General features: G+C 51.9%; 16 protein-coding genes. 6 read left to right on the top strand and 10 right to left on the bottom strand.

From position 1 onward, the window contains the following. Positions 1 to 41 precede the first annotated feature (41 nt). The 8 genes from HY774_16290 to HY774_16255 all read right to left on the bottom strand — a co-directional run bounded on the left by HY774_16290 (position 42) and on the right by HY774_16255 (position 14187). The gene (locus tag HY774_16290) at positions 42 to 2672 is read right to left on the bottom strand and encodes an IPT/TIG domain-containing protein (GenBank protein ID MBI4750045.1); all 2631 of its coding nucleotides are present in this window, start codon (positions 2670 to 2672) and stop codon (positions 42 to 44) included. Positions 2673 to 2966: 294 nt separating this feature from the next. Further along, positions 2967 to 3917 (bottom strand): glycerate dehydrogenase, encoded by a 951-nt coding sequence (locus HY774_16285; protein ID MBI4750044.1) that lies wholly within the window; start codon positions 3915 to 3917, stop codon positions 2967 to 2969. 540 nt (positions 3918 to 4457) lie between these two features. After that, positions 4458 to 5165: a hypothetical protein gene (locus tag HY774_16280; protein ID MBI4750043.1), complete on the bottom strand. Its 708-nt coding sequence runs from the start codon at positions 5163 to 5165 to the stop codon at positions 4458 to 4460. A gap of 76 nt (positions 5166 to 5241) precedes the next feature. After that, positions 5242 to 5577: a 50S ribosomal protein L7/L12 gene (gene rplL / locus HY774_16275; protein MBI4750042.1), complete on the bottom strand. Its 336-nt coding sequence runs from the start codon at positions 5575 to 5577 to the stop codon at positions 5242 to 5244. A gap of 594 nt (positions 5578 to 6171) precedes the next feature. Next, positions 6172 to 7950, bottom strand: coding sequence for a hypothetical protein (locus tag HY774_16270; GenBank protein MBI4750041.1), 1779 nt, complete (start codon positions 7948 to 7950; stop codon positions 6172 to 6174). A gap of 15 nt (positions 7951 to 7965) precedes the next feature. Next, entirely contained in the window at positions 7966 to 9783 is a 1818-nt protein-coding gene (locus HY774_16265; GenBank protein ID MBI4750040.1) for a M48 family metalloprotease, read from the bottom strand. A gap of 500 nt (positions 9784 to 10283) precedes the next feature. After that, positions 10284 to 10937: a response regulator transcription factor gene (locus HY774_16260; protein ID MBI4750039.1), complete on the bottom strand. Its 654-nt coding sequence runs from the start codon at positions 10935 to 10937 to the stop codon at positions 10284 to 10286. A 298-nt stretch (positions 10938 to 11235) separates the two neighbouring features. Beyond that, positions 11236 to 14187 carry a hypothetical protein gene (locus HY774_16255; protein MBI4750038.1) on the bottom strand — a complete coding sequence of 984 codons (2952 nt, stop codon included), beginning with the start codon at positions 14185 to 14187 and terminating at the stop codon, positions 11236 to 11238. A gap of 332 nt (positions 14188 to 14519) precedes the next feature. Between HY774_16255 and HY774_16250 the strand changes: the two genes are divergently transcribed. From HY774_16250 to HY774_16240, 3 genes are all read left to right on the top strand, one after another. Beyond that, entirely contained in the window at positions 14520 to 15653 is a 1134-nt protein-coding gene (locus HY774_16250) for a histidine kinase (protein MBI4750037.1), read from the top strand. After that, positions 15625 to 16392, top strand: coding sequence for a LytTR family transcriptional regulator DNA-binding domain-containing protein (locus tag HY774_16245; protein MBI4750036.1), 768 nt, complete (start codon positions 15625 to 15627; stop codon positions 16390 to 16392). The genes HY774_16250 and HY774_16245 overlap by 29 nt, the downstream gene beginning before the upstream one ends. A 530-nt stretch (positions 16393 to 16922) precedes the next feature. Next, entirely contained in the window at positions 16923 to 18308 is a 1386-nt protein-coding gene (locus HY774_16240) for an amidohydrolase family protein (GenBank protein MBI4750035.1), read from the top strand. Positions 18309 to 18459: 151 nt separating this feature from the next. On the opposite strand, the gene HY774_16235 is transcribed toward HY774_16240, so the two are convergent. Together HY774_16235 and HY774_16230 are read right to left on the bottom strand one after the other, a co-directional pair. Further along, complete coding sequence (locus HY774_16235) at positions 18460 to 19746, bottom strand: sulfite exporter TauE/SafE family protein (protein ID MBI4750034.1); 1287 nt, start codon at positions 19744 to 19746, stop codon at positions 18460 to 18462. A gap of 47 nt (positions 19747 to 19793) precedes the next feature. After that, positions 19794 to 20282 carry a nitrous oxide reductase accessory protein NosL gene (locus HY774_16230; GenBank protein ID MBI4750033.1) on the bottom strand — a complete coding sequence of 163 codons (489 nt, stop codon included), beginning with the start codon at positions 20280 to 20282 and terminating at the stop codon, positions 19794 to 19796. 669 nt (positions 20283 to 20951) lie between these two features. Between HY774_16230 and HY774_16225 the strand changes: the two genes are divergently transcribed. From HY774_16225 to HY774_16215, 3 genes are read left to right on the top strand one after another with little or no spacing between them, the layout of a single operon-like run. Next, positions 20952 to 24137: a PAS domain S-box protein gene (locus tag HY774_16225; GenBank protein ID MBI4750032.1), complete on the top strand. Its 3186-nt coding sequence runs from the start codon at positions 20952 to 20954 to the stop codon at positions 24135 to 24137. Further along, positions 24134 to 24523 carry a response regulator gene (locus HY774_16220; protein ID MBI4750031.1) on the top strand — a complete coding sequence of 130 codons (390 nt, stop codon included), beginning with the start codon at positions 24134 to 24136 and terminating at the stop codon, positions 24521 to 24523. Before HY774_16225 ends, HY774_16220 begins: the two co-directional genes overlap by 4 nt. After that, positions 24520 to 26958: a response regulator gene (locus HY774_16215; protein MBI4750030.1), complete on the top strand. Its 2439-nt coding sequence runs from the start codon at positions 24520 to 24522 to the stop codon at positions 26956 to 26958. The genes HY774_16220 and HY774_16215 overlap by 4 nt, the downstream gene beginning before the upstream one ends.

Here is a 26958-nt window from a genome sequence, read left to right as displayed (position 1 = left end):
GACTGGCGGTATCACTGGCGCGGACAGTGGTGTTTGGGACATCACCGAATGGTGATCGGTGCTGGGATACTTGAAAATGGAATGAGTTTTGCCCCGTCCTTGAGCGATTCGTTGAATTGAGTGGCAAAGGGCGGCTGATTCGAAACGTCAATGGAAACTGACCCGGAAGGGGCTCCTGACAGCACTGGGACGGAAAGGGTGCAAAAAGTACCTTTCCCCCCGTTGATTTGGGCATTGACTGGGTTGCGGCTGCTGGTGAGGATAATCCGAATCCCATTTTCAAACGGGGCCACCACCAGATCAGACGGCGCATAAAACTCAGAAGAAATGAGCCCGCCAGGTGTGGCCATTGCCTGGGCAATATCAAATCGGGTTGGATCAAGCGGGATATCCAGCAGAATGGTTCCGGGCTGGTCTCCAGGTTCGGTACTCACTTCAAAATTCACCCCGACTGAAAGTCGTTCACCGGGTGAAAGGGTTGAAACCTGAGGTGAGAAGGTGATTTGCACCAAATTTCGCGGCACCGCCGTGGCTTCGTTGGAATTGGCTGAAGCCCCAATGGCATTCACGGCCCGGACGCGATAGGTGACCGTAAGGCGCTGGGTTAAATTCCGATCAGAGAATGAACCCACATTGGGTGGCGTCGTGGTGACCTGAACAAACGAACCGGCATCACCCAGTTTGCGCTCAACCACAAACCCGGTTTCGTTGGAACTGGTATCCTGCCAGGTTAAGGTCACTTCAGTTGGTGAAATCACCTGGGCCACTAAATTGGCTGGGGCTGATGGCGTCCCAACCACGGTCAGGGAACCTGCCGCCGAGCCTCCCCGATGTTGAACCACGACTGGAAGTGTGCCGCCAAATGGCAATGGCGGAAGGGTAAACCGGAGTCGGGTTGAGTTTTCAACCGTCACGGAGGTGGCTGCAATATTTCCAACTGTCACCATCGTCTCGGTCAGAAAATTGGTGCCGACGATCACAATTTCCGGCGGGGAACTGGCATTGATTTGGGTTGGCGTAATACTGGTAATTGTGGGGGCGGAAACCCCGACCCGGATCACCTGGCCTTTTCCGGAATCCAGCACAAACGTTGAGTCCGTGCCGACCGACACCCCAACGGCGTTTTGAAAAGTCCCCGGTTGGGCCAGATCGGAAATTGAAGCGACCTGGTTATTCACAATGGACAAGACTTTAACGGTGGCCCCGTCGGTGACATAAATATTGCCGGCGGCATCCACATCAACCCCTTCTGGATCATCAAACACCACATCAACCTGAGGAATGGTGGTGAGCCGCCCGGCGTCAGCGGGACGCCCCGCGTTAGAACTTCCAATCGTGCTGACGGCGCCGCCAGGGAGGGCCACCAGTCGCACGACTTTGTTGCCGCGATCCGTCACCGTCAAAATATTGCCTGTAATCGCAATTTCCTGCAGATTGTTAAACCGAGCGCCGGTGGCTGGACCATCCACCAGTCCCGGTTGACCGATACCTCCGGCCAGGACACTCATTTGAACCTGGGTTCCCAGCAATCGGGCTCGCCAGATGACGCTGTTTTGAGCGTCGGTGATGTATAAATTTCCATCCGGTGCCTGAACGACTCCCCGTGGCCCCCAGCTTGTCACTCCGGTACTGGCCAAATCCGAAACCTCGATGATGGTATCAACCTGATTGGTTTGAAGATTAAACCGCCGAATGGCCTGATTGGCAGTGTCAGCCAGAAAGATTCGCTGAGTGCCGAGCCCAAGCCCCAGGGGACCACTAAACCTGGATGCCGTAAATGGGCCATCAGATAACCCTGGCGATCCCAGTGCTCCGGCCAGGGTGGTTAACGGTTGGCCAACCTGAGCGCCCTTGATGACGTGGTTGCGCAGGTCACTGGCAAAAATCCGGCCTAAACTGGGGACGACCAGAATGTCTCCGTCACCAAAGATCCCTGAATCAACCACTGAGACCCCGTTGACTGAAAAGGTGAGGGTTCTCACGGCATCACCCGAGGTAACTTGAATCGTGGCAGCCCCAGCCGCCAGACCTGTAACCTGTCCTGTTGCGTCAACTGTTGCCTGAGTCGGATTTGCACTCTGAAAACTCAGCGTTGAATTGGGAATCGGGGTGCCGTTGACATCTAAAACCGTGGCCTGAATGGCGACAGAGTTTTGGACGTTGACCGTCAGTGATTCGGGTTGATCAATGCGAATGGAATTTCCGCTCCCGACCACCAGTCGAACGGCATTTGATTGATTGCCTTGAGCATCAGCCACCCGGATATCAATCGCCCCACTATTTTGAAAAAATGAACTGGGAGCATTGCGAATCACAATTTTGCCCCGACTGGGGTTGATTCTGGCGGTCACCTGGGCTTGACCAAAGAACACCACTGATTGAGCTGTAAACCCAGTTCCGCGCAACACGATTTTGGTCGGAGTTTGATTGATAGGGGTTTGGGTTGGTTTGAGTCGGGTGATAGAAACGGATTGGGCTTTCACCACACCCGGATACATGCTGGCAATCAAGGCCAGCACTCCCAGAATCAGAACCGGGTGATGACTGGTAGGTTTGAGAAATGCTTCCGTAAAGTAGTGAGCTTTGATGTAAATATCAGAAAAAAATAGTTTTAAGTCGGAGATGCCGAGGCGGGGAAGAGTTCCTGATGAGCGATATCCAGCGTTCGTCATGCGAGCCACCTGCAATAGAAGGAGTGTAATCGTTAAGTGAAATAAGGCTGAGCCAAAGAAGTAAGGCTCAGAATAGCGACGATACCCGAAGCAGCACAAGCCGTTACGCAAAGATTCTGGAAGAAAGATGTTTTGAGCTGGATAAGTATATCAATTTTCAGTCTCTCAAAAATCATTTTTAAGGAGCTAAAGCTAATCCTGCAAAGTACTTAATGATTTGATTGAGAGGAGGCGATGTGAGAGGGCTGAACTCACTGAAAGTTTAGTCTGATAATAAAAGATTATCCCAATTTCTCAAACAACCCGATTCCATGAAACTCCGGCTACAAACTGCTCCAAATTGGTAACTACCTGCCGGGTCAACTCCTGCAATGATCGAGCGCTTAACCAGGCCACATGCGGACTTACAATCAGATTCGAATACCCTGGCTGCAGCAACGGGTTGTCGTCTGGTGGCGGTTCGGTTTCGAGCACATCAATGCCAGCTCCACCAATGCGTCCAGCTTTCAACGCCGCCGCCAGCGCCCTGGCGTCAATGAGACCTCCGCGTGAGCAATTGATGAGCAACGCATGGGGTTGCATTAATTCCAGTTCCGGATGGCTTATCAAGTGGCGGGTGTGTGCTGTCAATGGGCAGTTGAGCGAAATAATATCGCATTCAGCCAGCACTGTTTCAAAGTGAGTTCGACCTGGTCGGAGTTGTTCAGCCTCCCGGCGGTCAGCAACCATCACCTTCATCCCCAATGCTGTTCCCATTGAAGCCACTTTCCGGCCAATTGTCCCGGCGCCGATGATGCCCAAGGTTGATCCTTCAAGATCGAGTGGAATGACCGGTGGATACACACAATAACTGGACGCCCGTTGCCATTCTCCCAACTCAACCTGACGGGCAGAGGCCACAATCTGGCGGCGCAGCGCAAAAATCAAAGCAAAAACCTGCTCCGCCACCGGCGTGGCACACCAGTTTCGAACATTGGTCACCGTGATCCCAAGCTGTCGGCAGGCATCGAGATCAACACAATCCGTTCCGGTTGCGGTGACTCCAATATAGCGAACGGCTGGAAATTGACGCAGAACCTCCCCTGATAATCGCACTTTGTTGGTCAAAACCAGTGTTGCCTCGCACAGACGCTCAGCAACCTGGTCAGGTCGGGTATTAGGGTAATCAACCCAGTGATGTGGAAAATTTGGCCTGCACAGCGGCGCGCGAATCGCTTCACGATCAAGGTAAACAATTGTATCCATTGGGCTCATATCAAATCGGATCAAACGAACGTCGGGAAAAGGGTTCGGGATATGGTTTTTCGTCAGGGCTCACGGGTACTGTGAACCTGTCAATCTCGATAATACCAGTTTGTAGTCAGTAGTCAGTAGTTCGCTAAGTTTATTTGGTCGTATTAGTACTACAGCGAGGTTTTAATAAAAAACCGAGTTTTGAGCCCAGGAACTGGGCGGCAGGCACGCTAGCCCAGGGTGCAACCCTGGGACCAACGGCCCGACCGACCTCCCGTCCCACCGGCAACCGCCGTAGGCGGTTGCCGGTGGGACGGGAGAAATTGGGAATGACCGTCAACCCAGGGTTTCGAAGACTCCACCCTGGGCTACGAGCCATCACCCGCTTCGCAGGTTAAAACCGAAACCTCGCTGTAGTATTAGGAAATAGCTACATTATTGAAAAAATTGTACTTCCCTGAACCCTGATTGGTATAAAAGCACAAAAACCACGAAGAAAAAACCTGAGCTTTCTTCGTGGTTTTTGATGAGTGAGGTTGGGGATGTGGGGTTCTACTCAGCCAGTGCGGCCCCCTGACCGACTTTCATTCCCCAGGACAAAACATTGTGCTTTGCACTCGATGTGGCGTTGTGGAACGTAAATGCCTGGTTTGCCCCTGGAACAACTTCGAACTCAACTTTGTAGACGTTAACGTCAATGTTGGGGGAAATTTTAGTTGGGCTGTCGGCAACGTGAAGCCGGATGTCTTTGCCGCCAGGCGCATTGATCTGGGTATTGAGGGTATCGGGTGACACTGGGTAGAATTCCTCGTACCAACTCTTAGCCTCTTCATCAAAGTTCAGGATCCAGAGCCCAAGCTTGTTCACGCTGGTCGAACTCAGTGTCTTTTCCATCAAATTTTTGAGCTGGCTGGCATTTTCCTGTGATACATACACCTGAAAGACAAGCGGGTCCCCCTTGCCACCACTCCAGGTAAGGGATTCAAGGATGCCGACCACTGACAGTTTGCCGTTATCCAGTGCGATGGCCTTATAGGCTGGATTGTTGGCATAGGGTGTAAAAACCTCGATATCTGCTTTCAGGTGGGTAAATCCTTCGAAACTGATGAGATACCCAACCCGTGCTTTTTTGCTGGGATCCATGGCAAATCCACTCTTCCAGTCGCAGGGGAAGTCATGTGCGGTCTGGGCAGTCACTTCCGCCACCCCGACCACACCAACAAAAAACAGACACACGATAGCCATATACAGTGTTTTCATGCCGATTCTCCTGTTGATTGGTTTCAGCTATATAATTCCGATTCTCTCATTTGCAATTCCTTTTGCCAAACTGAGATCACTTGATTTCAGCGCTCGCGCCGGCCTCCACCAGTTTCTTTTGGATTTCTTCAGCTTCATTCCTGGAAATGCCTGCTTTTACAACTTTTGGTGCGCTTTCAACCAGGTCTTTCGCGTCTTTTAAACCCAGCGAAGTGACTTGACGGACAACCTGGATCACATTGATCTTGTTTGCGCCGGCGGAAGTCAGAATCACATCAAATTTTGTTTTTTCTCCGTTCTGAGCCGGTTCTGAGCCGAGGAGCCACCGTTGATTGTCGTGGCCATGCTGGTGAAAGCAATAGACGGGCGTTCCATTTCCAGCAGGCTTGTCCATTGACATATCCAGGGCCATTCCACTTTTGGCATTGACCAGGAAAAAGCCGCCTTTCTCACTCGGAACCACTTTCCAACGCTGGTTTTCTCCATCATGCCGTTTGAAGACATAAACCTCGGTTCGATCACCGGTTGCCTTATCAAGCGACATGTCCAGTGCGAGGCCGCTCTGGGCATTGAGAATGAGGTAATCGCCGTGCCCGCTTTCGACAAATTTCCACTTTTGGTTGGATCCGTCGTGACGGGTAAAGACATAGATTGGTGTTCGATCACTGGTTGGTTTATCCAGCGACATATCCAACACCAGACCGCTTTGCGCATTGATGAGGACAACCTCTGTTTTCGGTAGTTCGACCCCGTCGCCAATTTGAGTGGCTGACTGTGGTGAAGAAACCGTCCAGGCCAGCGTGCGTGAGGTCAGGATAAAAGGTAAACACACCAGAATGCTTGCGAATATGTGGATGAGAATGCGATTCATACATAACTCCTCTTGAAATTGTTAAAGTATTTTTACTGCCATCTACAATCACACTTTGGAATGGCAAAGATTGTTTGCTGGTTGAGAAACTCTCCATTGAAGTTCAGAGATAATTGTTCAATGACATCTCCAAATTTAATTGCTGGCTTTCCACTCACCAATTTTGAAATTGCCGACAGTTGGTTTCTGCTGGTTTCTGGTCGAGATACTGAGTTCAACCTTCCCCAATTTGAGCAAATAGGTACCCTGGTAATAAAACTGAGTTCCAGGAACCGATTTCGCCCCAATGTTTTGATCGTCTTCCAGATATTTGGCGAGGTCAGAGAGTCCAAAAGCTGGCGAAAGCAAAATCACATCGTTGTCGTCCAGATCCATAATCGAATCGTTGCCGCTGTCCGGGGTAATCACAAATGTATCTTTCCCGTCCGTCCCATAGGTTGCCGCACGGCTGTTATCTCCCCGCATTTCGTCGTCACCGGGACCACTGACAAAAACATCGTCTCCGCCAGCACCAGCCATCAGGAAGGTGGCTTTCTTCCCATTCTTGAGAGAAACATCGCCCGCGATCAGGGTGTCATTCCCGCCGTACCCTTGAAGCAGAAAAGCTGGTGTCCCATCCGGATAGTGCATCACCATGTTTTGGCCTGGATGAAGGGTAAAACCCAATACTGGTGGTGCTGGTGCGCCTTTGAGCGCCGGGATTGAGTAACCCAGATCCGACAACACCGCCAGATCCAGAACCGAAAGCAAATCACCACCGCCATCAGCCATTCGCGGCGCCAATCCATGAGCATCCTTCACTCCCTGTGCAAAATGTCCCCCCTGCCCGGCAACGGGTTGGCCGTTGTTCATCTTGACAGTGACGGGGCCGGTAAACTGTCCGCCTTTTGAATATTTCGCATAGACTTTGGCTGATTCAGTAAACCCAAGCACATGAAGTAGTTCGTGAACCGTCAATGCCACAATGCTGGACTGTTTGTCATTGACATCGTTGATGCTTTTTGGGTTGAAGGCAATTCCGCCAGCAATAGAAACCGACCGGGTATCGCTGTTTTCTTCCCACTCTGAAGGCGCCGCCGAAGCCAGAGCCGTCACACCAGGATCCGCCACGACCACAACCCTGACTTCGCGGTCATCGGCAATGAAGCCAGCCAGGAAGCGAGCTGCTTCTTCAAGTTGGGTTCGCACGGCAGGAGTAAACGAAGCGTCGGCTTTGCTGTAGTCCAGTGTAATTTTAAAGCCGCTGCCTGGAGCTGCTGTTGGACGTTTGGCTGGCTCAGCTTCGGTCGCCGGCTTCGCCGCATTGGCCGGCTGGTTGGAATTGGCGGCAGCCGCGGCAATGGCTTTCTCTTTGTCTGACTCACGAGCTATCGAATGACCACCGTCAACATCCGGTTTGGACATGGTGCGTGCCGGCGGCCAGCCTAACGCTTTGTATTCAGCTTCCGTTGCGTAGTGGCGGACTGTTCCCTGATAGGCGAACGATCCGAGATCCGCTTCCACGTCAAGAAATATTTTTCCCTTGTCGAAGTCCTGGGTGCCAACCCCAGTGACGGTTGCCTTAAATACTTTATTTCCAGCGCCGTCACCAAGATCAAAATCCATCACAATATAAACGGGTTGCCCGGCAGTGGGCATGGCATAGGGCGCCGCTTCAACCGTCGAGGGTGCAGCGCTAACCCAGCCTTTTTGCGGATCAATCTGATAAAGAATGCCCCCAGTCAAACGGCCATGCCGATAGCACGGATAGGCTTTGCCTTCAATCTCAACGTCATAGGTATTTTTCCCACCGACGGTGATGATGGCATAGTGTCCTTCCTCCACCTGACTGAAGGCTGTCATTGGGCCAGCCAGCACCGCCAGGAGAACCGCAACAACAAACAATGCTTGAAATCCGAACTGGTTAAATTTCATAACTTCCCTTTCACGCTACTTGATGGTTGGTTGATTTGAAGCCGTCGCTTCAGGCTGTACCAGCCGCAGGTATTCCTGGACCCGATTCATATTTGGGGGCAGGTGTCCGTTATGTTGCTGGCGAAAAAGTTCGACATACTCGTTGAGCAGTCTGGTGATGGTTTGTTTCTGTGTCGAATCCGGTTTGTAACTGGCGACATCCAGAAGTGAAAGCGCCGCCTGGAACCGGGCATCAACCAGTACGCCCACGGGATCTTGTTGAATGGCAGTGGTCAGCATTTCAAACGAAAGCTTTCGCTCGGTTGGAGTTCGAGCTGTAAAGCGTGTGACCAGGGCCAGATGATAATTTGTTTGCGGATCCTGGGGATTGAGTTTAAATGCTTCTTCCAGTTGGGCCCGGGCCACTCCGAACATATCAGATTGGAATGCCTTGACCCCGGCGTCGCGTTTAATGTTGTTGAGAATCAACTGAAATTCCTCCCGACCTGCAACTGGCTTGCCGGTGCCGAATTCAGCCTGAATCACGCTGGCGTTTTCATTGATTTTCTTGCGCAGTGCTCTGGTCCGTTCGTCATCGTCTTCCTGGTATGGATCTTTGGGCCTGGGTTTGCGCCCAGACAACGAACCAGGGCCTTTGTTCAGGATATCTTCCGGGGAAAGCGGAATCAGCGACTTTGGAGTTTCAGACAGGTTGAAAGCGCCCACCATCAGCCGCTGAGGGTCAGTGACATTTTTGCGCAGCAAGACAACCTGGCTTTGGATTTCCTGCATTCGATCTGAGACGCGACTTCCGTCCGTCAGAAAAGCCAGGCCCAACCGTGGATCAGAAGCTCGCGCTGTATGGAGTTTGGCGTAAAACGATAGTGCCGCTTGTGGGTCGTAGTTGCGTTCCAACAACCACCGTGTTGCCAGATCATCGGCTTCATCTTCTTTGAGTTTGTCCCAGGAAAACACCGACCTGGCTGAAACCAGCTTGAGCATGGCCGGGAGACTTTGCTTTCCGCCAAAGGTGGTGCCAAATCGTTTATTCAATTCGCCCAGATTTCCATACTGTGACAACCCGGTCAGGAGCCGATCAGAAGCAATTCCGCCACCGACCGACGGAACCAGTTCGTCAATCGGCACCCGCAGCATGGGACCGGTCAGGAATGGCTGGATGGCCGTGAAAAACAGTTTGAAGAAATTTTTATGCTCGCCATCGCGACGCAGGCCGACCTCAAACAGCAAATCGTCCTTCCAATGTTCTTTTTCAATGTGGGCGATTTCGTGAGCCAGCAAATAGGCCAGTTGGGCTTCGTTGTCAATCAAGGCCAGCAGACCGGTTGAAATGTAGATGGTGCCCGTCGTCAGCGACCGTGTCTCAGGGATCGGATTCAACGTGACACGAAAGACATATTCCTGCTTCGATTTAATCGGAACCATGGTTTGGCCAACCCGATTGACATATTCCTGTACCAGGGGATTGTCATAAAACACTTCAAACTGTCTCCCCTCAGGGCCGGCGGGTTTGGCGGCTGATGTGAGCGATTCATTATAGGCATTGACGGTGGCGGCAAACTCCGCGTGTTCCCTGAGCTTCTCCTGATAGGCCGCCTCAACCGAGGTTCGGAAGGAAATATCCTTGTCCATCAGTTGCACATAGCGCTCTTTTTTTTCAGTAAACTGTTTCCAAAGTTTGACCAGTTGTTCATCTCGTCGGGTATCTGCAGGCAAAGTGGTGGTGGTAACCGAGGCTTGAGGGTTCTGGGTGGCTTTGGCTGTCATCCCGGTGCTGACCATCAGATAACAACTCATGAACGGAATGAGAAACAAACGAATCTGTCCGAAAGTCATATAAAATACACTCCTGTTAGATCTCCGGGCTGTGGAAACATTGAACCTGATGGCCTCAGGCAGCCCCGAACCTCTGTTCAGACCAAACTGAGGAAATCAAACCTGTTAAAGGCAGCAACGCTTGACTTTTTCCCTTTTGGTTTTGAGAAGACGCTCACAGTTAACCAAAATTTCCTTGAGTTCACATCGGTACGTTTACCTATTTTAAATCGGTATTTTCACCTATTTTTCTATAGGTATTATTCCCTATTTTTCTATAGGTAAAATTACCTATATCGTTTTTTGGCAAGCCTTGTTTGTTGGCACTGAGTTGTTTTGAAAAGATCTTTAAAATCAAGGTTTTCAAAATTACTACAGGCTAACATATTAATGATTACAGGTAACTTGATCACCTTTCTCAAGTGAACAAAACCCGCAATTAAAAAAAAGAGAGCTGCATTCTTCTCGCTTTTTTTGAAGTGGAATGAAGGAGGGATTTATTTCACAAATTTTTTTGCTTTTTAGAGCTCATTTTTATGGTTCAGAGCAAAGGTCAGGAGGGCGTGTTTTCCAGAAATTCCCAGTTTTTCGCAAATATGAGCGCGGTGGTGCTCAATGGTGCGCGCACTGATACACAGGTCTTCGGCAATTTCCTTGTTGGTTTTGGATTCGGCAAGCAACCGCAGAACACGGCGTTCGGAAGGAGTTAAGAGCGAAAGGGAGGGACCTGGCGTATCCGGCATTCCGGAGCGGGTACTTCGGTTGACTAAAAAACCGGAGAGCAAGGGGCTATAATAATGGTTGCCCGTTGCGACGGCTTTGATGCACTCGACAATTTCGGTGATGGCGCTGTCTTTGACCACAAACCCCCGGACGCCCAGGTCCAGCGCGGCATTAAAGAGTTCCTCGTCTTTGTGCATGGTTAAGAAGATGGGAATGGTCCGGAGCTTTTTTTGACGCAGGACCTTCACGATGGTCAGTCCGTCCGGCGCCGGCATATCAATATCGAGCACGGCCACTTCCGGATCGGTTGCGGCAATTGCGTCCAGCGTGGTTTGACCGTCTTCGGCCTCAGCCACGACTTTGATCCGTGAGTCGGCTTCAATCACCATCCGCAATCCACGGCGAAAAATGGGATGATCATCGGCAATCAGGACTTGAATCGGTTTTGGCATAGTGTTTGGCGATTGGCAACTGGTGCCTGGCAATACCAGTTTGTAGTCAGGAGTCAGGAGTCAGGAGTTCACTAAGTTCATCTGCTTGAATTATTTGACTACTCTCTAATACGATCATTTCATTGCAAAATGGTATAAGTACTTTACCGAAAACTCCAAGACATTTTAACCACGAAATACACGAAATACACGAAAAGAATCAAACACTTACCAGATTCAATATCTCGGGAAACTTATGTATGAGAACTTATCTGGAAAATGTTGACGCTCCCATCCTTCACTGAATGCCATTGGCCCTTCAGGGTTGAACGGTCAAGGTCACGGAAATCACGGTGCCCTGATTGAGCGTGGAGTGAATCGAAAGTGAACCCGCCAGCATTTTTACACGCTCCGTCAAACTTGTCAGCCCCATCCCATGGCGAGTCGAGCGTCCAATGGTTTCAACCTCGAACCCTTTCCCATTGTCGCGGCAATGAAATTCCAGTGTGGAACCAACTCGTTTGACAGAAATTTGGGCGGAAGTCGCCTCGCTATGTTTGAGCACGTTGTTGATACATTCCTGCACAATGCGGTAGAGGTTGATTTCCATCTCATTGGCCAACAGTCCGTCAATGGTGTCAATTTCAAACTCAAACTCAATATCCGAGGAATTTTTGACGTGGGTGAGCATGGCCCTGAGCGCACTGGTTAACCCTAACCGCTCCAACTGGTATGGGCGAAGATCATGGGCAATCTGGCGCACTTCGGCAATTGCCAGCGACGTGGTTTCTGAGATTTCCGTCAACTGTTGACGCGTCAGGCTTTCATCAGGAAGGGATTCCAGGCTCAGCGTGGCGAGATTTCTCACCAGCAACAGGTTTTGTCCCAGGCTGTCGTGCAATTCACCGGCAATCCGTTTCCGTTCGGCTTCCTGGGAAGCAATAAGCTGCCGTGAAAAAGCCAGTTGCACTTCGGTTTCTTTCTTTAACTGGCGAATACGCAGGCTGTACAGCCAGAAACCGACTCCACCCACCACCAGGACACAGGCAAGCCGGAATTGCCAGGTGAGGTAAAACGGTGGGTGAACCACCAGGTTGAGTGTGGCGCCTTCCAGATTCCAAACCCCATCGCTATTGGCGGCAATGACCCGAAACCGGTAGCTACCGGGAGGAACATAGGGATAATAGGCGACACGACGTGTCCCAGCCGGAACCATTTCGGTATCAGCACCTTCTAATTGATATTTAAACCGAATCTGTTCGGGCTTGATAAAACTCGGGGCCGTGTAGGCGATTTCCAGGTTTGCCTGGCCGGGCCAAAGTTCGATGCCCTGGTCAAAGGGTGCAGCTTTACGATCAATCGTCACCGATTCAACGTGGACGGAAGGTGGCAACGGATTCAAGGGGTTGACCCGTGGATCAACCACCGCCACGCCGTTTTGGGTTGGAAACCAGAATGTGCCGTCGCTGGCCTTGAGCCCGGCTGGCTGGCGTCCGCCGTTGCATTCGGTACTTAACAGGCCATCATCCTTGCCATAAAAGACCGAAGTGACCTCGGTGCGCTTTCCTTCAGCCAGTTCATTCAACTCCCGGCGGTTAACCCGATAGATTCCACGATTGCAACTTATCCAAAAATTCCCGGCCTGATCTTCAAGAATGTGAAAGACCCCGTTGTTAAACAACCCCTGCTCTGTTCGATAGATAACGGCGCGACCCGGTTGAAAACGGGTCAGCCCTTCGTCATAGGTGCCGATCCAGAGCACACCATCCACATCTTCATAAATTGAGCGAATACGGTTCCCTGACAACCCGTGAGCCGTGGTAAAGGACTGGAATCGGCCATGGGTGAAGCGAGCCAGACCTTCGTAGGTGCCAATCCACAGGGTTCCAGTTCGATCCACATGAAACACCTTGACATCATTGCCCGGCAACCCGTCGCGGGTTGTGTAGTGGGCAACCACCTGATCGTCAGCCAGAACAAACGCCCCAACCCGTGTTGCCAGCCACAATCGGCCCTGACGGTCAGGATGCACGGCAAAAACAGTGAGATCACCAACCAGATGTGAAAGATTGGTCAGCTTTCCGTTGGCGTATCGAAAGATGCCACCTACCACACCGATCCAGAGCCTTCCGAGATCATCTTCCCAGAGCGCCTGCACATTGTGCATCTCGGCAGGAAGGCCCACGTCCAGTTGAGCCGCTTGCCCATCCCTGACCTGAGTCAAGCCTTTCACCGTGCCGATCAGAATTGCTCCCTGGCGGGTTTGGAGGATCGGGTACACCTCTGGGTGAACCACTCCGTGCTGAACCGAGAAGGGATGAATGGTTTGTTTTCTGATGCGAAACAACCCAACCAGCGTTCCGACCCAGAGCGTGCCTTCCCGATCTTTATAGATTGTATTCAGAACACAATTTGGGAAACCCGATTCAGGACCAAACGTCTGAAAGCGTCCGTTATGGAATCGAACCAGACCGGTTCCTTCCCGCTGGGCAAACCCGGTTGTAAACCAGATTCCACCGTCTGAATCTTCACACTGAGGGCTCAATTGTCCGCCTGACGGGACGCCTTCCTGGTCGGTAAACCGGGTGATCTGACCGTCTTTCAGTTGATAGACGCTTGACACATCTCCAACCCACATCCGGCCCTGACGGTCTTGAACCACTTTGGTATCGGGATTAATCGCCAGGGGATCCAGGTTGATTGGATAGTGCGTGACCTGGCCAGCCTTGATTTCCGTGATCCCCGAAGGTTCGACGAGCCACCTGGTCCCATCCGGACAAACGTACCTTTTTTGGGTTGGGGTATCCTGGTCGCCCTGAGCCGGTATCAGCGTGTTGTTGTGTAAAATAAATGTGCCGTCCTGGGTGATAATAAGAACTTCACCGTGCTGGTCAGTTTTAAAATACTGTATCGCCCGGATTTGGAAGTCAGCGGCTGGACCGTACGAAACAAATTTCCCGTCCCGGTACAGTGTTACCCTGCCGTCTTCCGTTCCAACCCATAACGTACCGGCTTGATCTTCATACAGTGTGGTAAACCGATTACCGTGGAGTCCAGGTGTATGCCCCTTGTCAAACACTGTAAACCGAACACCGTCAAACCGAACCAGTCCGTCAAAGGTGGTAAACCATACATATTCATCGCGGGTCTGGAGAATGGAACGGACGCCGTTCTGTGGCAATCCGGTGTCGGTTGTCCACTGATCAAACCGGTATTGAGCCAGCACTGGCGCCGCGGCACCGCACCCCAGGAAAAAAACAGCCATCAGCATGACCCGAATCCACCTCACCAGTTGTTTCAGAGCGAGGGAGCCGGAAAAATCAGCGCATTGCGGCAGGCGGGAGATCTCATTCATTCACGTATGGGAACTATCTGAAACCAAACTCAACCCCAGGGTTTGAAATGATGCTGAGCGTACCGGATTGAGTCACGGACTCCAAGCAAAGTGGACGGCTGAGCACGCCTGGGTCCACCATCCAAATGTCCCATCAGGTTGCAATTGAGAAACATCTCTGGCTATTCTCGACCTTTCGGGAAAAATCTTTTACCCTCAGCGGTTGAAGATGCACAATCCAGTCCTGGTTCTCAACTTTTGCTGTACCCATGATGCCAGTCAACCAGTTTTTCACTCTCACTCGAATCAAACCCCATGTGATTCGTGCCACCGGAATCCTGGTGTGCTGGACATTTCTGGCGCTGATTTTCACGCCGCAAACCTATGTGCTCCATAGCCAATCTACCATTCCATTAACCTGGATTGAAGCATTAAGCGCCAATCTGGTGCTCTTTTACGGCTGGGCGATCCTGACCCCGTTTGTCTTCTGGTTTGGGGAGCAATACCCGATTGAAGCTCCCCATCAGCTCCGAAACACTCTGGTTTTGTTGCTCCTGGCCATCCCGTTTGCGCTGGTCCATATGGCCATGCTGCGTGCCGCCAACACATTTGTTCTGAATGTTGCCCGGTCAGACCACAATTCCATTTCACTCAAAGCAGTCCTGGTGGGTGTCGGTGCGACGGATATTCTGGTGTACCTGGGTATCATTGGCGTCAGTCAGGCCATTACCTACTTTCAAAAATACAAAGACCGTGAATACCGTTTTGCCCAGGCTCAACTCCAGGCGTTGAAAATGCAGATTCACCCGCATTTCTTGTTCAACACGCTCAATGCCATTTCCGAACTGGTTTATGACCACCCCGAACTGGCCGACCGAACCATCACCCAGTTGAGTGATTTACTCCGAACGACGCTCCAAAGCAGCCAGAATCAAGAAATTACCCTGCGAGAGGAACTTGAATTCCTCAAAAAGTACCTTGAGATTCAGAAAACACTCTTGCAAGAACGGCTCACGATTGAATTTGAGATTGACCGCGATGTCCTTCCAGCCCGTGTTCCAAACCTGGTGCTCCAACCGCTGGTTGAAAATGCCATTCGACATGGCATTGCCCCGCGAATCACCGGCGGTGCGATCAACATTCGGGCGTTTCGGCACAATGGGTCATTGAAACTCCAGGTCTCGGATGACGGCATTGGGTTAAAGGGCACCCCGGAACAGGCGTTAGGGCTTGGCATTGGATTACCCAATACCCGCGAACGACTCAAACGGCTGTATGGTGAAAACCAGCAGTTTGAGTTTTGGACCCTTCCCGATGGTGGTCTGTCCGTCAATGTCACCATTCCCTTTCATACCGAATTTGTCGAAGATTTTTATGAAGAAGATTCAGACAGTGATCGTTGACGATATGCCGCTGGCCCGCCAAAAACTGGCCCGGTTTCTCAACGAAGACTCCGAAATTGAGATTGTGGCCGAATGCGGCAACGGCCTGGAAGCCATTGACGCCATTACCTCACTCAAACCCGAACTGGTTTTCCTTGATATTCAAATGCCCGAAGTTGATGGGTTCGAAGTCCTCGACCATATCGGCCTGGAGCACATGCCGGTTTTTATTTTCGTGACCGCCTTTGATCATTTCGCTCTGAAAGCCTTTGAAGTCAATGCCCTGGATTATCTGCTCAAACCGTATGATCGGGAACGGTTTATGCAGGCGCTGCACCGGGCCAAAAAACACCTTCACCGAGCTGAACCGGAACCACGAGATGAACGCCTGCTCGCACTGCTCAAAACACTCAACCCGGAGCAGAAATTTCTCAAGCGGCTGGCGGTCAAGACTTCTGGCCGAACCATCTTTTTAATGATTGATGAAATTGATTGGATCGAAACGGCAGGAAACTATTTGGAGCTTCACGTCGGCAAAGATGTCCATTTGATTCGCGAGCGGATGAACCAGCTTGAAACCCGACTTGATCCGACCCGGTTTGTCCGCATCCATCGCACCACCATTGTCAATCTTGACCGGATTAAGGAACTCCAGCCGCTCTTTAACGGCGATCAAACCGTGATCCTGCGCAATGGAAACCAGCTTACGCTCAGCCGGACCTATCGCGACCGATTACTGGCTTTGATGGAAGAAGGGTGACACGGTTCAGGTATTCCTTTTCACGGTTCGTGTCATGCCAGGCACGATTGGTCACATTCAAATTCCTATTTCCAAGAATGCGAGTACTCTGCACATCAAGCATATCGGTTGATATGCAGGGTAAATGTTTGGCCTAAGCCAGCACTCCTAAAAGCGAAGCAAAGTGCGACGGTTATCAACTTTTTTGCTTTTCGGAGTGCTGGCTATTATTTTTTTCGTCAGTAGTTATTAGTCAGTAGTCATACCAGTTTGTAGTCAGTAGTCAGTAGTCAGTAGTTCACTAAGTCTATTTGATTGAATTACTTGAATATTCTCTAATACGATGATTTCATTGCAAAATGGTATCAGTAGCTCGCTAAGTTTATTTAGATGAGCCACTTGACTGTTTTCTATTACGAGGATTTCATTGCAGATTGGTATCAGCAATTCAGGCAATAAGAACCTGTGCCGCAATAAACCACTTTCATTTCATTCTTTCCCAATCTTCTCAATCCCCTACCCGCTCAGTTCTTAACTGGAGGTTTTCTGGCATGGCTCGCATCAAGTGGGTTTTTGCAGTCTTCCTTTGCGTGTGTGTGCTCCCGGCCACCACGCTGGCCCGTCAATCCAATCCACAGAAAAAGCTCTATGCGTTCATCAACGTCAACGTGATTCCGATGGACCGGGAACAGGTCCTGGAGAATCAGGTGGTGCTGGTTAAAAATGGCAAAATCAACCAGATTGGACCAGCGAATCAAGTCAAAATCCCCAAAAAAGCAGAACGAATTGAAGCTGCCGGTAAGTTTTTGCTGCCAGGGTTGATTGATGCGCATGCCCACCTTGCCAGCGATACCGGATCAGCAAATGATCTGGCACGGCAATGGTTGAAACTGAACTTAGCCAATGGCATTACCACGATTCGCAACATGGTTGGCAACCCCAGCCACGTGGTGCTTCGCGACCGAATTGCCCGAGGTGAAGCACTCGGGCCGACGTTGATTACTTCTGGGCCGCCGATCCTTGGGTTTATGGCGCCCAATCCGGCTGAAGGTGAACGAATTGTCACCGAACACAAAACCGCCGGATTTGACCTGATCAAAGTCCACGAAAACCTGAGCCCTCAGACCTACGACGCGATTGTGGCCACGGCGAGAAAATTGGGAATCCCGATTGCCGGCCACGTCACCCAAACCGTCGGGCTGGAGCGCGCACTCAATGCAAAGCAGGAAACGATTGAACATCTGGACGGCTACATCCGGGCCCTGCTGCCGGCAATCGTCCCAGTTCAAGTACCGCCAGGACAAATTATTTTAGGTCCGGTTCTTCAGTATGTGGAAACGGCGCGTATTCCGGCGCTTGCCCAAACCACGAAAACGGCTGGAGTCTACAACACCCCAACGCTGGCTTTGTTTAAAGTCATCGTGTCAGATGAAAAACCGGAAGACCTCTTAAAGTGGCCTGAAGTGCGGTATGCGACACCCAAAATGCGCTCCGACTTTGCTAAACAAAAACAGAGCTTTCTCAACAATGCCATCCCCCTTGAAGAACGGCTTCCGTTTACTCAGATTCGGAATCAACTGGTGGTTGGACTGGCCCACAATGGGGCGAAACTGCTGGCCGGGTCTGATTCGCCGCAGTTCTTTCTGGTGCCGGGATTTGCCCTGCACCGGGAACTCCAGGCACTGGTTGACGCCGGATTAACTCCGTTCCAGGCCCTTGAAGCCGCCACTCGAACTCCAGCCGAATACCTCAAGCTCAACAAACAAATTGGAACCATTGAAGTTGGAAAACGCGCCGATCTGGTGCTGGTTGACGCCAACCCGCTCATCAGCATCGCCAATGCCTCAAAAACCGCTGGTGTGATGCTCCGAGGACAGTGGATTTCAGGCGCGGAACTCCAGAGAATGCTGGCTGAAATCGCTGAACTGAATAAATGACAAAGTGACAAAGTGACAAGGTGACAAAGTGACAAAGTGACAAGGTGACAAGGTGACAAAGTGACAAAGTGACAAAGTGACAAAGTGACTGAATGATGAATCTGTTTATTGTCACTTTGTCAAGCAGTCACCTTGTCAAGCAGTCACCTTGTCACCTTGTCATCTGGATTGTGGGCAGTTTCTTCCGCACAATGGCACAGCCCATGGCGACCTGACTGGTCAAAAGCTGTGGTTTTCCGCCAAGCACGACATTGAGCGCATTTTCCAAGGTGTGATCGGTCACGTCTTGCGGATAGTAAATGTTGTCGTCAATCCGTCCGTGATAGCGCAGCAACCCATTGGCATCAATTAAGAAGGTTTCAGTCATGCATTTGGCTTTGATCACGTCGGAAATATGCTGATCAGCGTCAATCGTCACGGGGAAGACAAATGGTTTTTTCCGCTGATGGTCCCGGATTTCAGCTTCTGGCTCGTTCCCATTGGGGTTCATTCCCAAAAAGATGACCCCGACTGGTTCATATCGTTTGGCCAGCGCATTGAGCCGGTCGCGGTAGGCTTCGACACAGGGGCAATGCGTCCCAATTGTCACCAGGACCACCGTTTTCCCACGATATTCCTCCAGGTGGTGTTTTTTTCCTTCCAAATCGGTCAATTCGATTTTTGGAAACGGAACATTGATCCGTACAATTGAGTCATCAGCCGAAACCTCGTGGCCTTCGTGCAGCAGGTCATCCCGCACAATCTGGCCGTTGACAAAGGCATACCCCGCCCCGCGCAGAAAAAAGACCCCGGCAAACAGGCACACAATCACGGTGACCAGCCCGGAAGAAGCTTCTTTCACAACCTGGGCGGTGAATTCTGGAAGCAGCGATTTCAACGCCATCAATGGAAGTGTGCCAAACCCAAAACTGAGCATCAGCATCGTGCCGCGCAGGCTGTCCCACGAGGTAAACGCCAGTACAATCAAGGCACAGGTAATGTGATTGGGGAACAGGGCATCCAGCATCCCCAGTCCCAGGTAGCGAACCGGAGCTGGTGAGCGATCTAAAAGCTGAAGGGAGCTTCGCCCCAGGCGGGATCGCCCAAGTTTTTCAAGCGCTGCTTCTGGCGACGGTACGAGCAGGTGCAGGACAAAAAACAACGCCAGCAGCACAACCCCAATGATGACAAATAAATAGCGGATTTTTCCGTTCAACACGGCCTGCTCGAAAGCCAGGGTTCCCAGAAATCCGGCGGCGGCGCCAAGCGCAAAATAGACCGCCAGTCTCCCAACACCAAATGGAAAAAAAGCCCAAATCGGAGTGAGTGACGGCACGGCTTCAGCAGGTGGTGGAGTTGAATTGATTTGATCCCGAACTTTCTGGGACAAATCTCCCGGTGAATCAAGCAACCATCCGCTCAAAAGACCAAGCGTAAAAACAGCAAGAAGTGTCAGCATACATCCTGTGGAGTGCGGCGGCTTGACGCCGCTTTCCAAAATGAAGATCAGTGGGACTGGAATTCGGGCGCCTTGCGAAGTTCAGCCAGAACCCCTTTCCAATCAAGAACTTTACCACCGTTGCTTTTGGCCGCCTGGTCAGCCGCTTTGCGATCACCGAAGGCGGCAACAGTGGGAGGCATCGCTCCGATAATCGTCAGCGTTGATCCTTTGAGGTAAAAAGCGTCTGGGGCTGGAATCAGCGCGCGGGTTTGGAAATCAATCACCTTGAGTGTGGCTTCTTGTGCCGGAGTCTTTTGAACATATGAAGCGGCGCAAATTGCCGAACATAACTGGGCCGTGGCACCGGCGCCTTCAAACCGATTCTGACAGGCATCCACAACCGGCATGCCACATACAACACAGGAAGCTTCTAATTTTTGTTTGATTGGCGGGGCTTGAGGTGGTGGGGCGGGCGGTGGTGGTGGCGTACCGCACGCTGTCGCTCCAAAAATGATCAATCCAAGTATACAGATACAAATCCAATGTTTTCTCATAATTACCAGTTTGTAGTCAGTAGTCAGTAGTCAGTAGTTCGCTCAGGTTGATTGAATTATACCATTTTGGGCTGAGGGTATCAGGCCATACGCGCCAGGATAAGGGGTTTTAGGCCCGAAGGGTCGTCGTTTAATAGCCGTGGTGCGAAGCCCACGGGCCTGGCCAGGACGGGATCCAGGCCCGACAAGAGCGTCGTTCAATGTCAACGGAAAGGACACGGGGTTCCTTATCCTGGCGCTTATGGGGTATCAGGCTAAGGTCTGAGGGAAATACAATTTTTTCAAAGATTTAGCCGTTTGCTAATGCGAGGTGTTCATTGCAAAATGGTATTACTTGACTGTTCTTGCATAGCTCTCAAGAAAAAGAAAACAGGCTGGGAATCTTTTCTGAAATGCCATAAAACCATGATTTTGAAAGAGAGATGAGAGGCAACAGGCGGTTTTTTGATCAAAAACCGTGAACTCCAACCCATATTCCATTTAAAGTTGCATTTCAACCAGCGATTGAAATTTTTCGCCTGGACTCCGGAAAAAAGTCCAACCAATTCCTCCTGCCCTGGTTTTCTCAGCCCATTTTCTTCAGCCCCATTTTTTGTATTTCATAAAGCGGTGTTGTTGGGTAGAATTTGTGTATAACCATCTCATTTTATTGAAATTGGATACCTGCTTATGTCTTCGTTCGCGCCTCAGGCTGCCGATCCGTTTCGACTGTTCATAGAATCGGTCAAGGGCTACGCCATGTTTTTACTGGATCCTGATGGCAAGGTGACAAACTGGAACTCTGGAGCCGAGCACCTCACCGGGTACCGAACTGAAGACGTTGTCGGCCAACCTTTTTCCCTGCTCTACGCGCCCGAAGATGTGGCCGCCGGCAAACCCCACCAGGTGCTGCAGCAGACGTTGGCCAGCGGATCCTATGAGGAAGAAGGCTACCGGCAGCGCAAGGATGGAACCACATTCTGGGCCCTGGTCACGCTGACGGCACTCTTTGATCAAGGCACCTGTCATATTGGATTTGCCGAGGTGACACGTGACATGACAGAACACCACCGGCGCGAGCAGGCATTGCAGACGTGTGAGGCACGCTACCGCACCCTCTTTGAATATGCCCAGGTTGGTGCCGTGCTGGCCGATACCCAGAGCTATTACACTGATGCCAATGAAACCATCTGCCGGATGTTTGGATATACTCGCGACGAATTTATTGGATTGCACGCCACTGACATTGTGGTCCAGTCAGAGACCCCACATATTGAGTCAGCATTAGATGAAATTACCGGTCGGTCCGACCATCACCGGGAATGGCAGTTTCGGCGCAAGGACGGTTCAGTTTTCTCAGCGGATGTAGTTGCCACGCTCATGCCTGACGGCACCCTTCTCGCCATGATCCGTGACCTTTCCGATTCCAAACAGGCCCAGGCGTACCGTGAGCACCTGGCTGCCATTGTCGAGTCGTCGCGGGACTGCATCGTCAGCACAGACTTAAATGGAGTAATCACAAGTTGGAATGCCGGAGCGGAAGCCATCTATGGCTATCGAGTTGATGAAATGATCGGTGTTTCGATGATACGGTTGTTCCCAGCCGACAAGCAGCACGAGGAAATTCTGATTCTGGAGCAGATCCGACGGGGTGAGCGGGTGGAACCCTTTGAAACGCAACGCCAAACCAGAGATGGACGACCCCTTGATGTCTCGGTGGCCGCCTCGCCGCTCAAAGATGCCAGTGGCCAGATCGTGGGGACGGCACGTATCGTGCGCGATATCACCGTGCTCAAGGAACGCGAACGTGAAATTGATCGCCTGTCCCGGCTGTATGCCGCGTTGAGTCAGATCAACCAGGCTATCGTCTGGACGCCGACTCGGGATGAACTCTTCCGCAAAGTCTGTCAAGTCCTGGTTGAGCACGGAGGGTTGCACCTGGCCTGGATCGGCTGGCATGACCCGGCTACGCACCGTCTGATTCCAGTGGCCGAATATGGTGAGGGTGCCGGCTACCTTCAAACCATCACGGTGAGTACCGATGACCGTCCGGAAGGCCGGGGACCGTCCGGTACGGCATTTCGTTTGGGCAGGTCCTATATCTGCAACGATATGCTCAATGATCCGGCCACCCTACCCTGGCGCGAAGCCTACAGGCAGCATGGGTTCCACGCTTCCGCCGCTTTCCCAATTCGGGAAAACGGAGAAGTAACCGGCACGCTCAGTGTCTATGCAGACAAATCGAATTTTTTCCACGACCAGGAAATTGCACTTCTTGAAGAAGCGACCTGTGATCTCTCATTCGCACTGGACAATTTTGGGCGTGAGGAAGCACGGCGGCAGGCAGAGCAGATGGTGTACCGCGAAAAACTTTTTTCAGACACCATGATCGAAAGTATGCCTGGCATTCTTTATTTTTATGATTCAAATGGGAAATTCTTGCGCTGGAACCGCAACTTTGAGACCGTTACAGGATATTGCGCTGAGGAAATTGCCCACATGCATCCACTTGATTTCTTCAGAGGAGAAGACAAGATCCGGGTGGAAGAACGCATTGGGGAAGTGTTTGCAATGGGAGAATCTTGCATTGAAGCCCTGTTTGTGGCCAAGGACGGCACCGCCACACCCTATTTTTTCACCGGTCGTCAAGTTCCGTTTGAAGAGCAGTCGTGTTTGGTCGGCGTGGGGATTGATATTTCCGACCGCAAACGTGCCGAGAGATTGCTTGCGGAAAGTGAGCAGAAGTACCGGGAACTGGTCGAATATGCCAACAGCATCATTCTGCGCTGGGACTCTGATGGGCGCATTACCTTCCTCAATGCGTTTGGCCAGCAATTTTTCGGGTATTCGGCGGAGGAAATCATTGGTCGCCGTGTCATCGAAACCATTGTCCCACCCAATGAAAGCGGCGGTCGCGACCTCGGCCAACTAATGGACATTATTCGCACCACGCCCGAGGCGTTTGAGCAAAACATCAACGAAAACATCCGTCGCAACGGCGAACGCGTCTGGGTTGCCTGGACCAACCGCATCGTGCGCGATCACCAGGGCCAGGTGGTTGAGATTCTCAGTATCGGCACCGACATCACTGACCGCATGCGCATCGAAGCCGAGCAAGAGAAACGGCGTCATGCGGAGGAAGCCGACCGCATCAAGTCGGCTTTTCTGGCAACCATGTCGCATGAATTGCGCACTCCGCTTAATTCCATCATCGGATTCACCGGTATTATCCTGCAGGGATTGGCCGGGCCGCTCAACCTAGAGCAAACCAAACAACTGACGATGGTGCGAACCAGTGCCCGTCACCTGCTGGCACTGGTGAACGATGTCCTCGACATCTCCAAAATCGAAGCTGGACAGCTTGAGGTCGCACGCCTGCCATTTGATATGCACCGGTCCATCACCAAAGTCATCACGCTGATCACGCCTCAGGCTGAGGCAAAAGGGCTTCAGGTACGCGTCAACCTCCCGCCGGGGTTGGGTCAGGCCGTGAGTGATGAACGTCGGTTTGAGCAAATCCTGCTCAACTTGCTCAGCAATGCCGTGAAGTTCACCCATCACGGCGAGATCTCGCTGACGGCAGACCTGATTCCTGATTTCAAGATCCCCAGCGCACCTGCCCCCCAGCCCGCCATTCGCCTGCACGTTTCCGACACCGGCATGGGGATCAAACCGGAGAATCTACCAACCCTGTTTCAGCCATTCCGCCAGATTGACTCCGGGCTATCACGAAACCACGAAGGTACTGGCCTTGGGCTGGCCATCTGCCGTCGCCTGACGACCTTGATGGGTGGCGAGATCAGTGTTGAGAGCGAATGGGGAAAGGGCAGCACCTTCAGCGTGACACTGCCACTTCACGGACCAGAAAAAGTATGAAAGCGAAAATTCTGCTCATCGAAGACAACCCACAAAACCGCTACCTGGCCACATTTATGCTGGAACAGCGTGGCCATGAAATTTTGCAGGCGGAAACTGGTCCGCAAGGACTGGAGCTGGCGGCGCAAACACGTCCCGATCTGATTCTGCTCGACATCCAGTTACCCGGAATGGACGGCCATGCCGTGGCCCGCGCCCTCAAAAACGACCCGCATTTGAAATCCATCCCTATCATTGCCGTCACGTCCTACGCCATGGTTGGCGACCGGGAAAAATGCCTCGCGGCTGGAGCCGAAGGCTATATCGAAAAACCGATCAACCCAGAGTCTTTCATCTCTGAAGTCGAACGATTCCTCAATTTTCCAGACAAGGAACCCACCTCATGAGGCATGTGCTGATCATTGACGATAACCTGGAGAACCTGTATTTGCTGCGGATGCTCCTGCAGGGCCATGGCTACAGCGTGGACGAAGCCCGCCATGGGGCTGATGCGCTGGTCAAAGCTCGTCAAAACCCGCCGGATCTGGTCATTTCCGATTTGCTCATGCCGGTGATGGATGGATACACGCTTCTGCGCCAATGGAAGGCGGACGACCAGTTGAAGCAGGTTCCTTTTGTCGTCTACACCGCAACCTACACCGAACCACGGGATGAACGCCTGGCGCGAAACCTCGGCGCCGATGCGTTCATCACCAAACCTGCCGAGCCGGAACCGTTTATAGAAGTCATTCAGGAGGTGTTGGCGAAAGCGACTCGCCAAGAACTGGCACCATCCGAGCATCATCCGGCTGAAGAAACCATCCTGCTAGAGGAATACAACGAGGTTCTGATTCGGAAGCTGGAAAAACGGGCCCACCAGTTGGAACTGGTCAATCGTGAGCTCCTGGAGGAAATTGCCGAACGAAAACGGACGGAAATTGCCCTGCGTGACAGCGAAGAGCGCTATCGCAACCTGTTTCAGGCCATCACGGACCCGCTCTTTGTCTATGACCGTGAAACCCTGGTCTATCTGGCCGTCAATAATGCGGCAGTCACCCGATATGGCTACAGTCGCGACGAATTCTTGAGCATGACAATCAAGGATATCTGCCCGCCAGAAGATGTACCGGCCATGCTCGACCTGCTGACACAGTCAGGAACCTTGACGGAGGAACGCAGGGTGTGGCGGCATCAGAAAAAAAACGGAGAGATCATCGAGGTCGAGATTTCGACCCATGGGCTGGAATTTGCCGGTCGGCCAGCGTCTCTGGTTGAAGTTCGTGACATCACGGAGCAGCGGCGGGCCGAAGCCGAGGTCACCCGAACCAACCATCTCTTGCGGGCGGTGGCCGAGGGAACGCTGGATGCGGTCTTCGTCAAAGATCGGGAGGGCAAGTACTTGCTCCTGAATGAAGCCACCGCCCGGTTTGTCGGTAAACCGGTTGAGGAGGTACTCGGCACGGATGACCTGGCAATTTTCGGCCCGGAAGGCGCCCATACCGTGAGGGTGAGCGACTGTCTGGTCATGGAATCCAACCAGGTTCACACCTTTGAAGAGTTTCTCATCACACCCGGCGGCCCGCGCACATTCCAGGCCATCAAAGCGCCGTATCGTGACGAGAGCGGAAATGTCATTGGAGTCATCGGTGTCTCACGCGACATCACCGAGCGCAAACAGCTTGAGGAGCAGCTCCGCCAATCTCAAAAGATGGAGGCAATTGGCCGGGTGGCGGGTGGAATTGCCCACGATTTCAACAACCTGCTCACGGTCATCTCGGGCTACAGCACACTCTTGCTTAAACTGCCCGAGGCCGGTGACACCGTTCGCAAATCAGTCACGGCCATCAAAGAGGCAAGTGACCGGGCGACGGCCCTCACCCGGCAATTGCTTGGCTTCAGCCGACAGACGATGCTCCAACCCAAAATTCTGGATCTGAATACCGTCATTGCCGACACTGGAAAAATGCTATGCCGCCTGATTGGCGAAGATATTCTCTTCACAACGGTTCTGGCCCAAAACCTCAACCTGGTCAAGGTTGATCCCAGTCAACTGGATCAAATTTTGATGAACCTGGTTGTCAACGCCCGTGATGCAATGCCCAGGGGCGGTAAACTGACGATTGAAACCGCCAACGTCATGCTGAGTAATGAATATGCGGCCACACGGATTGACTGCAAGGCGGGACCTCACGTCCTGCTGGCCATAACCGACAGTGGTTGCGGAATGACGCCAGAGGTTACGGCTCGCATCTTTGAGCCATTTTTTACCACCAAAGAGGTAGGCAAAGGGACGGGGTTGGGCCTGGCAATGGTATTTGGCATCGTTCAACAGAGCGGTGGCTGCATCCATGTCTACAGCGAGCCTGGACATGGGACGACGTTCAAGATTTATTTTCCCGCTATTGTTGAACAAGTGACTGAGCAAACCGAGTCGGCGCCCAATCCTGAGGGGCTCGGGACAGAAACGATTCTGATTGTGGAAGATGAGCAGCGAGTGCGCGAGCTGGCATTGATCAGCCTGGCAATGTACGGCTATCAGGTACTGACCGCGACAGACGGGAAGGACGCGTTACAAATCGTAGAGACCCATCAGGGACCGATTGATCTGGTATTGACGGACGTAGTCATGCCGAACATGAGCGGTCCCGAACTCGTCGAACACCTGCAAGCCCGGTCTCCACACATGAAAGTACTGTATATGAGTGGGTATACCGAGGATGCGGTGATTCGTCACGGTCTGTTGCGGGCCAATGTTTCATTTATCCAGAAACCATATTCTCCGCAGGGTCTGGCTCAAAAAGTGCGTCAGGTCCTGGATGAAAATACAAAAGAATCGGGCTGA

The sequence above is a fragment of the Acidobacteriota bacterium genome, assembly GCA_016208495.1.
Taxonomy (GTDB): Bacteria; Acidobacteriota; Blastocatellia; order Chloracidobacteriales; family Chloracidobacteriaceae; genus JACQXX01.
The sequence above is the reverse complement of the archived record's forward strand: the minus strand, read 5'-3'. Positions and strand labels throughout refer to the sequence as shown.

What these genes read in the sequence shown, in the direction of transcription:
- HY774_16290 (MBI4750045.1), bottom strand. Translation starts at nt 2,672, where the DNA reads ATGACGAACGCTGGATATCGCTCATCAGGAACTCTTCCCCGCCTCGGC.
- HY774_16245 (MBI4750036.1), top strand. Translation starts at nt 15,625, where the DNA reads ATGAAGAAGATTCAGACAGTGATCGTTGACGATATGCCGCTGGCCCGC.
- HY774_16235 (MBI4750034.1), bottom strand. Translation starts at nt 19,746, where the DNA reads ATGCTGACACTTCTTGCTGTTTTTACGCTTGGTCTTTTGAGCGGATGG.
- HY774_16270 (MBI4750041.1), bottom strand. Translation starts at nt 7,950, where the DNA reads ATGAAATTTAACCAGTTCGGATTTCAAGCATTGTTTGTTGTTGCGGTT.
- HY774_16230 (MBI4750033.1), bottom strand. Translation starts at nt 20,282, where the DNA reads ATGAGAAAACATTGGATTTGTATCTGTATACTTGGATTGATCATTTTT.
- HY774_16265 (MBI4750040.1), bottom strand. Translation starts at nt 9,783, where the DNA reads ATGACTTTCGGACAGATTCGTTTGTTTCTCATTCCGTTCATGAGTTGT.
- rplL (MBI4750042.1), bottom strand. Translation starts at nt 5,577, where the DNA reads ATGGCCCTGGATATGTCAATGGACAAGCCTGCTGGAAATGGAACGCCC.
- HY774_16255 (MBI4750038.1), bottom strand. Translation starts at nt 14,187, where the DNA reads ATGCTGATGGCTGTTTTTTTCCTGGGGTGCGGTGCCGCGGCGCCAGTG.
- HY774_16250 (MBI4750037.1), top strand. Translation starts at nt 14,520, where the DNA reads ATGATGCCAGTCAACCAGTTTTTCACTCTCACTCGAATCAAACCCCAT.
- HY774_16280 (MBI4750043.1), bottom strand. Translation starts at nt 5,165, where the DNA reads ATGAAAACACTGTATATGGCTATCGTGTGTCTGTTTTTTGTTGGTGTG.
- HY774_16285 (MBI4750044.1), bottom strand. Translation starts at nt 3,917, where the DNA reads ATGGATACAATTGTTTACCTTGATCGTGAAGCGATTCGCGCGCCGCTG.
- HY774_16215 (MBI4750030.1), top strand. Translation starts at nt 24,520, where the DNA reads ATGAGGCATGTGCTGATCATTGACGATAACCTGGAGAACCTGTATTTG.
- HY774_16260 (MBI4750039.1), bottom strand. Translation starts at nt 10,937, where the DNA reads ATGCCAAAACCGATTCAAGTCCTGATTGCCGATGATCATCCCATTTTT.
- HY774_16225 (MBI4750032.1), top strand. Translation starts at nt 20,952, where the DNA reads ATGTCTTCGTTCGCGCCTCAGGCTGCCGATCCGTTTCGACTGTTCATA.
- HY774_16240 (MBI4750035.1), top strand. Translation starts at nt 16,923, where the DNA reads ATGGCTCGCATCAAGTGGGTTTTTGCAGTCTTCCTTTGCGTGTGTGTG.
- HY774_16220 (MBI4750031.1), top strand. Translation starts at nt 24,134, where the DNA reads ATGAAAGCGAAAATTCTGCTCATCGAAGACAACCCACAAAACCGCTAC.